The 12,358-nt window shown below is 49.4% G+C and carries 14 protein-coding genes and 1 tRNA gene; 7 read left to right on the forward strand and 8 right to left on the reverse strand.

All coding sequences use genetic code 11. The annotated features are described in order from the left end of the window. The 4 genes from HOM51_00845 to HOM51_00860 form a co-directional block, all read right to left on the reverse strand. Positions 1-328: HD domain-containing protein (locus HOM51_00845; GenBank protein MBT5033040.1), on the reverse strand; the 328-nt coding region annotated here is incomplete at its 3' end. 34 nt (positions 329-362) lie between these two features. After that, entirely contained in the window at positions 363-1,214 is an 852-nt protein-coding gene (locus HOM51_00850) for an amidohydrolase family protein (protein MBT5033041.1), read from the reverse strand. Positions 1,215-1,216: 2 nt separating this feature from the next. Continuing rightward, the gene (locus tag HOM51_00855; GenBank protein MBT5033042.1) at positions 1,217-2,284 is read right to left on the reverse strand and encodes an isocitrate/isopropylmalate dehydrogenase family protein; all 1,068 of its coding nucleotides are present in this window, start codon (positions 2,282-2,284) and stop codon (positions 1,217-1,219) included. A 6-nt stretch (positions 2,285-2,290) separates the two neighbouring features. Beyond that, a complete protein-coding gene (locus HOM51_00860) occupies positions 2,291-3,214 on the reverse strand; it encodes an SMP-30/gluconolactonase/LRE family protein (GenBank protein MBT5033043.1) in 924 nt (307 codons plus the stop codon). A gap of 197 nt (positions 3,215-3,411) precedes the next feature. Between HOM51_00860 and HOM51_00865 the strand changes: the two genes are divergently transcribed. The 4 genes from HOM51_00865 (at position 3,412) to HOM51_00880 (ending at position 7,551) form a co-directional block, all read left to right on the forward strand. Then, positions 3,412-3,894: a TRAP transporter small permease gene (locus HOM51_00865; protein MBT5033044.1), complete on the forward strand. Its 483-nt coding sequence runs from the start codon at positions 3,412-3,414 to the stop codon at positions 3,892-3,894. 12 nt (positions 3,895-3,906) lie between these two features. After that, entirely contained in the window at positions 3,907-5,229 is a 1,323-nt protein-coding gene (locus HOM51_00870) for a TRAP transporter large permease (protein MBT5033045.1), read from the forward strand. A 65-nt stretch (positions 5,230-5,294) separates the two neighbouring features. Next, positions 5,295-6,305 (forward strand): TRAP transporter substrate-binding protein, encoded by a 1,011-nt coding sequence (locus tag HOM51_00875; protein MBT5033046.1) that lies wholly within the window; start codon positions 5,295-5,297, stop codon positions 6,303-6,305. Positions 6,306-6,843: 538 nt separating this feature from the next. Beyond that, positions 6,844-7,551: a hypothetical protein gene (locus HOM51_00880; protein MBT5033047.1), complete on the forward strand. Its 708-nt coding sequence runs from the start codon at positions 6,844-6,846 to the stop codon at positions 7,549-7,551. A gap of 265 nt (positions 7,552-7,816) precedes the next feature. Here HOM51_00880 and HOM51_00885 read toward each other — a convergent pair whose 3' ends face one another. Further along, a complete protein-coding gene (locus HOM51_00885) occupies positions 7,817-8,971 on the reverse strand; it encodes a hypothetical protein (GenBank protein ID MBT5033048.1) in 1,155 nt (384 codons plus the stop codon). Positions 8,972-9,063: 92 nt separating this feature from the next. After that, positions 9,064-9,741, reverse strand: a complete 678-nt coding sequence (locus tag HOM51_00890; protein ID MBT5033049.1) for a 2OG-Fe(II) oxygenase — start codon at positions 9,739-9,741, stop codon at positions 9,064-9,066. A 624-nt stretch (positions 9,742-10,365) separates the two neighbouring features. Between HOM51_00890 and HOM51_00895 the strand changes: the two genes are divergently transcribed. Together HOM51_00895 and HOM51_00900 are read left to right on the forward strand one after the other, a co-directional pair. After that, the gene (locus HOM51_00895; protein MBT5033050.1) at positions 10,366-10,593 is read left to right on the forward strand and encodes a hypothetical protein; all 228 of its coding nucleotides are present in this window, start codon (positions 10,366-10,368) and stop codon (positions 10,591-10,593) included. A gap of 416 nt (positions 10,594-11,009) precedes the next feature. Then, positions 11,010-11,085 (forward strand) — tRNA-Thr (locus HOM51_00900). Positions 11,086-11,279: 194 nt separating this feature from the next. On the opposite strand, the gene HOM51_00905 is transcribed toward HOM51_00900, so the two are convergent. Then, the gene (locus HOM51_00905; protein ID MBT5033051.1) at positions 11,280-11,492 is read right to left on the reverse strand and encodes a hypothetical protein; all 213 of its coding nucleotides are present in this window, start codon (positions 11,490-11,492) and stop codon (positions 11,280-11,282) included. A 168-nt stretch (positions 11,493-11,660) separates the two neighbouring features. Between HOM51_00905 and HOM51_00910 the strand changes: the two genes are divergently transcribed. Next, a complete protein-coding gene (locus HOM51_00910; GenBank protein ID MBT5033052.1) occupies positions 11,661-11,861 on the forward strand; it encodes a hypothetical protein in 201 nt (66 codons plus the stop codon). Between the two features lie 176 nt (positions 11,862-12,037). Here HOM51_00910 and HOM51_00915 read toward each other — a convergent pair whose 3' ends face one another. Then, positions 12,038-12,352 (reverse strand): helix-turn-helix transcriptional regulator, encoded by a 315-nt coding sequence (locus HOM51_00915; GenBank protein MBT5033053.1) that lies wholly within the window; start codon positions 12,350-12,352, stop codon positions 12,038-12,040. Positions 12,353-12,358: the final 6 nt, after the last annotated feature.

Below are 12,358 nucleotides of genomic sequence, written 5' to 3' on the forward strand. Positions count from 1 at the left end.
AGCCGGCAATCATGATATCGCGCTCGAAGGGTAGCTCAGGAAACTGCGCCAACATGGCGTCGGCCATGCCAATGGCGACTGCAGTCACGCCGCGCAAGTGGTCGGCTTGGGTGCCCTTTTTTAGGCGGTCTGAATTCCAAATGCCGGAAGCCCGCAAGTCGCTGATCGCGCTGAAACTGGAGTGTGCAATGGCGACGGCCCAGGCTTCAACGACCAAGTTACGAAGCTCAACATCGGTGATTTCATCAAGTTCCGGGGTGAGCTCCCCGTGAATGATTGCGCGTAATTCATCGGTAACTTCAACATCTACAAGATCTTTTGCTATCATTTTTCCTGTCCCTTTTTGCTTTAATCTAAATATTTTAAAATCGATACAAATTCGCTGGATTGTCGACAAGTATGCGGTGTCGCAAATCCTGCGTCGGCACGGCCTCCATAAAATCTGTCAGCAGTTGCTTAGTGTCTACCTCCCGGGGAGGTTGTTCTTGTTTGCGTAATTTAGGGTCTCGATTGACGGGTGTATGCGGCCAATCAGATCCCCAGACCAGCCGTTCCGGGTTGGCGTCAACGAGCAGTTCGGTGAGACGGCGGGCGGCGTCTCGACCATCCCCTCCAAGCCGGTAAGACGCCGACATTTTCACCCAGCAAAGCCCGGCCCGAAGTCGGTCCAGCAGCAACTCCCGTAACTCAGCATTTTCCGGTTTATCAGCCGACAAGAAGCCAAAGTGATCAATGACCATGGGCACCGGCATATCGCCTAGATGTTGAAGCGCCGCCTTAAGATCATCTCCTTGTAAGAACACCTGAACATGCCATCCTAGATCGGCAATTTTGTTGGCAATATCCCGAAACGCATCGGCGACGCCATCAGACGATAGAGCAGCACTGGAAATATTATTCAGCCGCACACCCCGGACGCCGGCGGCGTCAAGTTCTTGAAGGTCCTGGGTGGTTTCGGACCCTGTCAGAAGTATTACACCACGCGCTTTGTTGCCGAGGTTCTTAAGTCCTTGTACCAAGCGGTTATTGTCGCCGTAGATGCTGGCATGAACGACAACGATGCGTTCCAGTCCCAGATGCGCCAACATCTGATTTGCATCGTCTTCACTGGCCGTTTGCGGGGTATAGGTTCGGTTCTCCGCATAGGGAAATTTATCCGCTGGACCAAACAGATGGGTGTGGCAGTCCGTCGCTAGTTTCGGCACATCGGTCATTTCTAAACTTCTCCAATCAAGCGCGCAGTTTCAGAGCCAAAGGTTGCGGTCAAACCCGACCCACCCAGATCTTTTGTCCGCACGGGACTGTCTTCCAAACTGGCATTCACCGCAGCTTCGATGGCTTGGGCCGATTTATTTAGGCGATCATCGCCGTTTCGCCCCCCTACCCAATCCATCAACATGGCAACCGATAAGATCAAAGAAACCGGATTAGCGACCCCTTGTCCTGCAATATCTGGGGCCGATCCGTGTTGAGCCTGAGCAACAGCGTAGTCATCCCCCGCATTAAGCGATGCCGCCAGACCGAGTCCACCGGACAGCTCAGAAGCTTCATCGGAAAGAATATCGCCAAACATGTTGGTCGCAACGACGACATCAAAGCGTTCCGGGGAGCGAATTAAATGGGCTGCCATGGCATCGACCAATTCTTCTTCATACTCGGTGGAAGGATTAGCTTTGGCAACGGCTCGGACTTCTTCGAGATAGAGACCGTCCGAAATCCGCAGAACGTTGGATTTATGAATTGCAGTCACTTTTTTCCGCCGCCGAGTGGCCAACGCGAAAGCCTGTTCGGCGATGCGTTTGGAGCCGACCCTTGTCACTTTTCTGACGGCCAATGCAAGATCATCAGTCGGCATGAATTCGCCGTTGCCGACGACCATTGTCCGATCGGCATAGAAGCCTTCCGTGTTTTCACGCACAATGATCAAGTCCATGGGACGACCGGTGGGAGTCGGCACACCCTTACGCGATTTGGCCGGACGGATGTTTGCATAAAGATCGAGTTGTTTCCTGAGAACACCAGAGGGATTGATCCCGCCTTCATCGCTCGGTGGGTAGTCATTATGGGAAACCGGCCCCAAAATCACGCCATCAACGGCCTTGGCGGTGGCGACGACGTCATCGCGGATGGTTGTGCCATGGATCTCAAGCGATGGAAATCCTATCACGTCTTCCACGATCTCCAGGGTAAAGTTGAACCGTGCTTGGGCGGCGTCCAGAACCAAACGCGTCGCGTCCATGATTTCTGGCCCGATACCGTCTCCGGGTAGAATAAGTAATTTCATTTTTCCTCACATATGGGCAAACATGGGCGCACCGGGATGGGGCATCTCGACCCGTAAAATTAAGGCGTTATGGGACTCTGTGATATAGAGATATTTCCGGTCCAGGCCACCGAACGCGCAGTTGCTGGTCATAATGCCTTCCGGTGATCTAATGCGCAAAATCGGCTCGCCAATCTCGCTGAACAGCCAAACCGTTCCAAGTCCCATATGGCAAACGACCAAATTTCCTTTGTCGTCCAATGCCAAGCCGTCAGGACCGGCAGTGCCGCCGGAAAGTTGGATGAAGACCCCGGTCTTAGCCGTGGTTTTTTTATCCGGCATGAAACGTACGCGCCAAACATTATTCCCCCGTGTGGCGGCCAGCATCATCTGAGATTCATCACGATTGGGGACCAGACCATTGGGGCTCGGAACATTGTCGAGCACGGCCTCAAGACGTCCATCCTCTGCACATAGGCGGTAAAGCCGACCATTCGGATTTTGTAATCCACTTTGCCCCTGATCGGTGAACCAGAGATCGCCGTTCATCGTAAAGTGCAGGTCGTTGACGCCGATAAATCTTTGCAAGTGAGGCCGGTCCAAAAACGGTTCTATTTTACCAGTATTTGGATCCAAGCACATAATTCCGTTCTTGTGATCGGCGATATAGATCGTGCCATCCTTATGAATCTTTAGCCCATTGGGTTCGCCGTCATAATCACAGACCACCTCAAACTCAGCATCCGGCGTAACCCGGAGAATTCGACCGTAGGCAATATCAACAATGTAAAGATTTCCGTCCCGATCAAATGACGGGCCTTCGAAAAAAGCCGGGATATTTTTCCCCGCATGCTGGACCTTGGCCCACTCGGAAGTAGACGGGTCACCAGCCAGTTCATCCGGCAACCGAGCGAATACTTCAGCAGTTACTTCTGGTGGCGGAGCGAACATATTATATCCTCTGGCGGTATACATCTCATGCTATAATTCACAATATGTGAATTATCTTAGCCGTCCAGGAGGCCTGGACAAGCCTGTATTTGACCCTACAATCTTTATTCACTAGATCCATTTCTGCTGCACCGGACTGTTTAAGGAGTGTATTTCAGCTGCTTAGTCGCCTTGATAATTATCTCGCCAAATTTGAATTGTACATAATCGCATCGTTCGCAACGACGGCGCTTGGGCTTGGCGTGATGCAGGTCGTGTTGAGGTATGTTTTCAATACGGGGTTTCATTGGGCGGAAGCCCTTTTCACGACCTTGACCATATGGGCCATGTTGATTGCGGGATCACGCGCCGTTCGGGATGGCATCCACGCCCGAGTGTCTATATTTGAAGTGGTGCTACCCAAGATGGCCATCCGGGCCTGTAATCTACTCTCCATGCTTGCGTCGCTTACCCTTTGTTCTTTCTTTTTTTATTGCGGTATTCTTTATACCCAGTTCGTGCATCAGATGGGTATTGCGAGCATGGAAACGAACGTTCCCGAAGCGATTAACTATGCCATTGTCCCACTTGCCATGGGCGCATTTTCGCTCAGGTACATCATTCTAATTGTGGAGGCGCTAAAAGACCCGACCACGCTCGACCCCCCTGAACACGTCAATATCGAAGGGGGCGGCGTTTGACGTCGGGATAAAATGGAAATCTTTATTCTCATAGGCATATTTTTCGTTTTGGTCTTTATCGGTGCACCAATCGCCGTAGCCCTTGGCGGATCAACGATCATTGTGGCTTTAATGTTCAACCCCATTCCCCTGCCGGTCATTGGTCAGAAGGTATATTCAAACCTGAATCACTTCACGTTGATGGCGGTGCCATTTTTCTTTTTTGCGGCGGCTTTCATGGAACGAGGCGGTCTTGTCCGTCGTTTGATCGGAATGGCGAATGCGCTGGTCGGGCATTTCAAGGGCGGCTTGGGGATGACGGCGGTTTTGACTTGTATTTTCTTTGCTGCAATTTCCGGATCCAGCCCGGCGACGGTGGCCGCCGTCGGCAGCATCATGTATCCGGCCCTCTTAAAAGAAAATTATTCTGAACAGTATGCCATCGGCGCGCTCGCCACCGCCGGATCTATCGGCATCTTAATTCCGCCGTCGATCCCCCTCATCCTGTACGGGTTTATCACTGAAACGTCGATTGCAGACCTATTTATAGCTGGGATTATTCCGGGTCTGATCTATGGCGCCGCAATGATGATCGTCGCCAGGGTTCTGGCTTCAAAAGAAAATTATGTTTTGCGGGAACGAGCCGAATGGCCTGAACGTCGGGAATTGATACGCCAGAGCCTGCCGGCGCTGATGATCCCATTTTTTATTGTTATCGGCATATACGGCTTTCCAAAGATAGAGATAGACGATTTTTATTTTAAGGGCGGAGCAATCTTTACGCCTACGGAAGCCGCTATTATGGCAACGATGCTGGCTCTTGTTATTGGCATGTTTGTTTATCGGGAAATTAGTCTTAGGGAAATCCCCGGCACTTTTGTCCACGCGGCGGTGCGTGCCGGGATGATTTTCTGGATTGCCGCGAACGCCGTCATGTTTGGATTTCTCATTACCAATCTGGGCGTTCCCAAGATGATCACAGACGCAATCCTAGCCATGGAACTCAGCCCCTGGTCGTTCCTGCTTCTCATTAATGTTCTATTAGTTGTGGTCGGATTTTTCTTGGAAGGCGTGCCGACGATCCTGATTTTCGTCCCGGTGCTGTTTCCGGCGGCCGAGGCCATGGGTATTGACCCTGTGCATTTTGGGATTATTTTAGTGGTGAATATTGAACTTGGGCTCATTACCCCGCCGGTAGGTTTAAACCTGTTCGTCGGCTCCTCGATTTCGGGGCTCTCGGTAATGCGGGTATTCCGTGCAACATTGCCCTGGATGATCGCAACAATATTCACGCTTATTTTGGTCACGTATGTACCACAGGTATCCTTATTCTTGCCTCAGCTGATGAATTTCTGAGGCAGCACATAAATCCCGATTAACAGGGATCAACAGCGAAAAGCTAAAATAAAATGGAGGAAATTATGCATAACTTTAGGAACTCTCTTTATGGCATTGCCCTTGTCGGGGCGATGCTTGTCAGTGCGCCGGTTCTGGCCGCCACCGATATCATCATATCCAGCGAAACCAGCGCGAAAAGTTTAAAGGGCCAAACCTTTATACTTTTGGAAAAGGAATTGAACAGTCGCCTTGGGAGCAAGGCAAAGGTTGCGTTACACCACAGCGGAACACTGTTCACTCAAAAGACCCAAATTCAAGGTCTTCAGTTGGGATCGGTGCATATCATTTCACCAACGGCGGGGCATTATTCCAGGGTCGCGAAAAAGATCGGTGCGTTGCTTCTGCCGTTTTTGTTGAGTTCCCCTGAAGCGATTGACGAGGCAATGAAGGACAAGCTTGTTCAAACGATTTTCATGCCTGACCTTTCCGCAAAAAATATTGTTCCCATCGCCGTCTGGATGAACGGTGCCCGTAGTTTTGGTCATAAGGGCCGAGAGCCTGCGTTGACTCCGGACAAATGGAAGGGAATTAAAATTCGTGTGCAATCGGCACCAATTTTTATCAAGACCATCCAAGCTATTAAGGCCAACGTCATTGGCATGAGTTGGTCCGAAGTTCCGACCGCTCTTCAACAAGGCGTTATCGATGCGGCTGAACCGACACCAAATGCCTGGAAGTCGTCGAGCATTTACAAGTTTGTCGATCACATCATCTTGAATGAATACATCTACAGCTTCTACATCGTTGGCGCTAACAAACAGTGGTGGGAAGGCATGCCAAAGGATGAGAAGGCTGGTGTACAAGGTGCTCTTGACGCTGCGACCAAGTGGAACTGGAAAGAAGTTGCGAAAAAAAATAATGCAGCGGTTGATTTTATCAGAAAGGCCGGAACCAAGGTCCATAAATTGACCACGGCACAGAAGAAACAGTGGCAAAAAGCTGTGGCACCTGTTTGGAAAACCCTGGGCGAAGACATGATCGGGTCCAAGGTCATGAACCGTCTCAAGGAAATTTCCGCCAAGCATATTAAGTAAGCTCTAAGTCTTCCAACCCGGTGACGTGACGTCGTTGTGCGTTCCGCCACCGGGACGGATAGCCTTTTTCTCGAATAGCGTCTTCATCCAAGTCAGAGCAGGATTTGGCCGGGGGGAGTTCGAGTGACGTTTGGCTATGCCCACCCTCCCACAGAAGATCCGTGCTAATTTTGACAGAAAGAGGGATTGAAATTCGCATCGCGATGCCAAGATTTCTTAATTAAACGGTTCCTATGCTAAAACACTGAACCTCTCGAAAGTCCGCGTAGGGTCACCAGCAGACCTAATCACCTACCTCAAACGATGTCCGCTCTACCCCCTAATAGCAGAAATCAAATCTCAAAATTCGGATTTTGCGTTTTTGACTTAATACTTACCGTAGAAAAGCGGACATATTGGCTATGTGCTGATAGAGTCCGTTCGTAGCCAATACTAGACATTACTAGGTGTACGTCGGACTAGCGATTTGATCTTCATTAAAGAACGCAACTCTGAATTTAATTCCTTCACAACCGATAAAAAGCTAGTTTACTCGATTATGAATTACTTCAAAATTGGTGACCGATTGCAATTTGCTTATACCCTCTTGATTTTGTGTCTGGTATCAGTCCCTTCCGCCAAGGCCGAGACATATAGGGTCTCAACTGCGGAATTCCCTGAAGCTGAGGCAATCGCCCGTCTCTTGAAAGAAGTGTATCGGCAGATTGGGCATGATTTTGAACTTGTTTTTCGGCCTGCAAAGCGAAGTCTTGTAGAGGTCAATTCTGGATTGTCCGATGCGGAACTGGTTCGAGTGGCTGGGGCCGAGACTGAATATCCAAACCTTGTACGAGTGAAGGAACCAGTTTTCGCACTCAGCTTTTCCGCAATCGTCAATGCGAAATCAAAACATTGGCTGAGTTCTTGGGAGGAAATAAAAAAATATCGTATCGGTTATCCACGAGGGTACAGAGTGTTGGATATTAGAACTCGTAATATGAAGGCGTTTCCGGTTAAAAATTCTTCTTCGGTTGCACGAATGGTGAAGGGTGGAAGGATCGATGTTGGTATAGCGGTCACATCGGACGCGGTCAGGCTGGCATCGGAAATTGGCGGGATCACGGTTTTAAAGCCGCCTATGGAGGTCGTAACACTCTACCATTACCTAAATGTAAAGCATCGACGCCTAATCCCAGCCATTGAGAAAATTCTAATTGAACTAAACGATAGCGGTCGAACCAAAAAATTAATTTACGGACCAAATTAACGTCACATTACGCGGCTCTGGGTTGCTGAGTGTGGTCAGCTAAGCCTAGGAAAGCAGTCGTCGTTGCGGTGTAATGAAAGAGTCCGCTACTAGCCATAAACAGCCAATTAGGGAAATATAATATACATTTGGTTATCGGGTATTTGTTGCCGTCATTTGGCATATTTCAATGCGGTTGTATGGGTGCCGCCCACTGCATCAAAAGCTGAATGGCCGATTATCCGAGCCCAGGCCGACTTAGCGTTTCTGAGTTGCCAATTCAAGCTCAGAATTCGGGAAGATGTGGTGCGTTATTAGTCGAAATTGCTATGCATTCAATTTCGATCAGCCATTCTGGTCGGCATACGGCACCCTGTACGATGACAATTGGCATATTGGGAAATCTCTTTTTCAGATACTTGTTTACGATGCCATAGTCCGTCGGGTCACGGAGATAGACGGTCATGTGCATCATATCGGCAAGCCGTGACGATCCCGACTGCAATAGCCCGTCAATATTAGCGAGCGTACGCTCAAGTTGAGCCATCACGTTGCCCTGGTGAACCACCTGACCACGGTTGTCGATGCTGGCTGTTCCAGAGATGAAGCTGTGTGTGCGATCATCATAGGCGACGCGTGTCCCGCGCTCGAAGGTGACGTTGTAGTCCATCGTCGGGCACAAATTATCGAAATCATTGAGGTAGGAAACTTGTTTAGGCGCAAGGCCGAGAACGGAATAGGCATCCATAGCCACTAGGTCGTAACGATGCGCACAGGCACCCTCGATCCCGGTGCTGGCGATAAAGTGGGTATCTTTATTCATACCGTAGCGCTGAAACAGGGTGCGGCGGCTGTCTACCATATCCTGATAAAAGGCGTCGATCCCCTTAACGTAAACCCATGTGCGAACGCAATTTTCATTGAGCGTTCCTGCTTCACCCGAAAGGGTGTTGGATAGATTTTCAAAAATTTCCTCCGTTTGCTCACCCGCCGGTTGAAACGACTCTCCTGCGCTGGAACACAACCGCGTACTCCAAAGATGGCGCATCCCTTTCTTTTCGACAACGATGTGATTTCGCGACAGCCGGCGCTTTGTGATTCGATCCGAGCTTTCAACATGATAGGCCAACAACGCAATTTTTGCTCCTGACGAAGGAGGTTGTTGCACGATTGAAACAGCAAGTGGGTTATCTGCGGTTTCTGCCAACAGCGGACTTTCACGCACGCGACCAACTTGGTTCATCACATCGCTTAGAAATACACGGCGAAAGATCGCTGTTTCTGGCGACAGGCCAAGCCGTTCGCAGGCGGCACAATAACGCTCAACAAGCCCGTCAATTTGGCACCCAAGACCACTTATGTCCGGGGCCTCAACGGAAAAATAATACTCCCACCCGCCGTTCACTCCTTCGAAGCACTTTGCCACCACACCGTCTTCGATAAAGGCGGTATGACGCGGCCCGCAATTCTGGAGATTGAACGATTTCCCATCTGGGCTTGCGGCCCTCTTCTCCAGTGCAATGTTTGTCACGATCAATTCACCTTAATTGGATGATCGGGGAAGGTAAGCTGGTCGCGGTCGCGCCAGCTTGGACGGACATAGTTAATTTCCAATAATCGCCGAACCCCATGGATTGGGCGCTTATCAAACCCGTGCCAAGTGTTTTCGCCAGGAACAAAAATCACTGCGGAGTCAAATTCGGCAGAGCTTCGCCCGATCCACTTTCGATCTTCGTCGTAGATATCAGTTCCCCAATTTTTCACCTCAGGGCCGGTGCATAGATATACGACCATCGAAAATAATTTCTCGGGAATATCGTGATGTGGTTCCAACCACGCACCATCGGTATCTTGGATATATTCCATACGCAGATAGCTACCCTCAACTTCTATTTCACATGTTTTAGCCAACAGACGCGCAATTTCGGGGCGCTGGAGCGCTTCGGCAAAGGCTTGGATTGAGGAAAAGTTTTCACGTAGCGATGGCGTGAAAAAGCATCTCTTGTCGTTGTGCAAATCGCGGACCCCACCGCAGTCATCAATAATCGGTGGCGCGATCGGTAAAGTTAGAATGCCAGTGCAGATATCCTCCGGCAGCACGTCGGACAGAAGCCAATGGGTATAGGGTTGATCATTGCGAGTTGACCCCGTCAGTGCACCCGAAAAATGAGTCGCGATGTCCGTCACCTCGGGTACCGGAGGGTAATTCATGATAACAACCTTCTATCTGAGACCATTAATTTAAAGAGAAATAGCTTCATGGTGCAGTCAAGACACAGCAAAAGGCAGGTGAGTACCCGCACCCGGTAATATCCCCCGAACTTCTCCGGTCAGTAACTTTTCAATTTTCGTAACACTCATAAGGTCCAAATTCGCGCCAATTGACTTTGAACTGAGCTAGATTCTGCACAAATTCGGGGCACGGTGAGTTGATCCAGATCAAATTCAGTGGTCTTTTTTGATTTTGTCAGCAACACGCACGAGCGTTTTTATAGATAGAGCCATACCGCGTTCCATACGCGTGAAAATCTTATTGAGAATGAAGTCTCGGTTAGGCTCAACACAGCCGACGCGAACGTCCACTCTGGGTCATTTTCAGACCTAATCACCTATATCCAATGATGTCCACTATACCCACGATACGCGGACATCATAGGCTATTACTTACCCGAGCCCAAAGTGTTCACAAGTTTCACCTAGCGCCTGAGCACGCCCTAACTAATGAATTTTTTTGCCGGTTCTTTTGAGATTTGACTTGGATCAAGGCCCCTTTTGTTAAAGGTGCTAGAATAAATTGGGATAAAGTTTTCACCTTACAGCCGTGGAAAACTAGCGATGGGCAGACGTGTTCTAACCCTCGTTGCCGGAGTATCATTTTCAGTGGTGCTTGTGGTGTTGCTCACGAATTTATCTTTCCATGAGTTTAAAAAGTCCGCTGGGGAAATTGACGTTGGGCAACTACCCGAGGCTATACCTGCTTGTACGACGGCCCAAGACCTAGCAACAGCAAACTGTGACCCTGCTTGGGAAATTCTGGCGGAAGAAGTAAAACCTGGAAAATAAGTTTTCTTATTTCAAGACTTCCTAAAAATTAGAGACGCGGGACTGGCTTAATATCTGCTTAGGGTCATCAGCGGAAGAAATTAAGAGCCTCCAATGACTTCCGCTTAGCCCCCCTAAAGCAGACATCATGACGAATCATGTCTGTTGTCCCCAATACATTCGCGTGTAATCAATCGCAAGCAGTGCTAAAACACTTTTGCCCTCGCGGTGGAGTAGTTTGTCCGTCCACCGGGTGACGGCTAGGCCGGTCCGTCCTGCGTCTAGTCCGAGGGTTGACTGTCTCAAGGGGATTGGCCTTGAGTTTAAAGGGCGGGTCCGAGAACAACACCCGCGCCGGTCATAACAAGGAAAGCCAAATGCTTAAAGAGCGAACACCGATCTAGTAAACTTAGCCGTCCCTTGTGGCGGCTATTTGTGCCGGTGTAGCTCAATTGGTAGAGCAGTGCTGTTGTAATGCAAAGGTTGCAGGTTCAAGTCCTGTCACCGGCTCCATTTCCCATATAAAGAAAACCCCGCAGAAGCGAGGTTTAGTGTGTCCTAACGGGGTCCGCCCTCCCCGATACAGCTGTCGGACGCGCTGCAAATGGCTAACCTAAACCACATATTGTCCGAGTGGCGTAGGCTGGAGCGGTTAATAGGACACAGCGGATATATAGCAAATCAGGACGCGGAATGGAACCCTTGAGTTAATGGTCCATAGATATTTTGGAATTCCAGCCATATCGTATCCAGGCCCAAATTCTCATAACGATCCAGAGTCCTAAGCCTCCGAATAGCAAGGGGCCAAAGACCAATTCCTTCGGGTTGGTCGCGCCTCCACCAACCAGCATCCAATACACCCAGCATCCAATGCCGGTGGCGATGCAGAACTGAATAAATAGAGTCAATTTCTCACTCATGGATACATTATAGCACAGATGGCCTCTGGGGCCTATTTAAGCCGTTTTCAGGGCCTTATGGACTCCTTGAGTCCCATTTAAGCAGAGCAGCTTCTAAGGGGCCGTGGTGACTCTTAAAATGAGCCTTAATCCTAGCCAAGAAATATTTCTAAATACGGTGCATTGATGATGTCCGACACAGACATTTACCGCTCTGCCAACGAACTGGTTAAGCAGCATGGCGAAGACGCTCCCATTGAAGCGGCCATGAAGGCTGATGAAATGCTTGAGGCCGGGGACTTGGACGGAAAGAACGTTTGGGTGCGGATTATGAAGGCGACTGAGGAGTTGCTTTCAGAAGAGCGGCCAGAGGGAACGAGGCTAAATTAAGCACTACGCCTTACTAATTGCCGCTGATTACCCTCAGAACGGTTATCATTGCCAGTACGTCTGTTAAGTTCGCCAGCCTCAATTTCTACTTTCCTTCTATCGTCATCCCGCCTATCTGAATTGTCTCGGCGGTCGCTTTTCTTACGATTATCAGACATCTTTAACTCCTTCGATTATCAGCGTTTAGCAGACTTCTTCTTTGATGCAGGTCCAAACAAGCCTTTATAGGTATACGGATCGTAGCACTTGAGCATTTCCTTCACGAACTCTGCCAGATTCACATTAACAGCCTTGGCATAAGCCTCATATAGATTAGGTGGTATCCGACCTGAACCATTTTCGATCTGACTGATGAACGTGTAGTATTTGAAACCAGAAGCATTAGCCAGGTCCCTTTGTGTTAAACCTACTGAGTTTCGTAGTTTCTTTAAGTACTTCCCACCTTGCTTCCGTAGCTTCTGAGATTCTTCCTTAGTGACGCCCTTTGGCATTTGATC

Source organism: Rhodospirillaceae bacterium (genome assembly GCA_018660465.1).
Lineage (GTDB): Bacteria > Pseudomonadota > Alphaproteobacteria > Rhodospirillales > JABJKH01 > JABJKH01.

What these genes read in the sequence shown, in the direction of transcription:
- HOM51_00910 (MBT5033052.1), top strand. Translation starts at nt 11,661, where the DNA reads ATGTCCGACACAGACATTTACCGCTCTGCCAACGAACTGGTTAAGCAG.
- HOM51_00880 (MBT5033047.1), top strand. Translation starts at nt 6,844, where the DNA reads ATGAATTACTTCAAAATTGGTGACCGATTGCAATTTGCTTATACCCTC.
- HOM51_00850 (MBT5033041.1), bottom strand. Translation starts at nt 1,214, where the DNA reads ATGACCGATGTGCCGAAACTAGCGACGGACTGCCACACCCATCTGTTT.
- HOM51_00890 (MBT5033049.1), bottom strand. Translation starts at nt 9,741, where the DNA reads ATGAATTACCCTCCGGTACCCGAGGTGACGGACATCGCGACTCATTTT.
- HOM51_00860 (MBT5033043.1), bottom strand. Translation starts at nt 3,214, where the DNA reads ATGTTCGCTCCGCCACCAGAAGTAACTGCTGAAGTATTCGCTCGGTTG.
- HOM51_00915 (MBT5033053.1), bottom strand. Translation starts at nt 12,352, where the DNA reads ATGCCAAAGGGCGTCACTAAGGAAGAATCTCAGAAGCTACGGAAGCAA.
- HOM51_00875 (MBT5033046.1), top strand. Translation starts at nt 5,295, where the DNA reads ATGCATAACTTTAGGAACTCTCTTTATGGCATTGCCCTTGTCGGGGCG.
- HOM51_00895 (MBT5033050.1), top strand. Translation starts at nt 10,366, where the DNA reads ATGGGCAGACGTGTTCTAACCCTCGTTGCCGGAGTATCATTTTCAGTG.
- HOM51_00870 (MBT5033045.1), top strand. Translation starts at nt 3,907, where the DNA reads ATGGAAATCTTTATTCTCATAGGCATATTTTTCGTTTTGGTCTTTATC.
- HOM51_00905 (MBT5033051.1), bottom strand. Translation starts at nt 11,492, where the DNA reads ATGAGTGAGAAATTGACTCTATTTATTCAGTTCTGCATCGCCACCGGC.
- HOM51_00855 (MBT5033042.1), bottom strand. Translation starts at nt 2,284, where the DNA reads ATGAAATTACTTATTCTACCCGGAGACGGTATCGGGCCAGAAATCATG.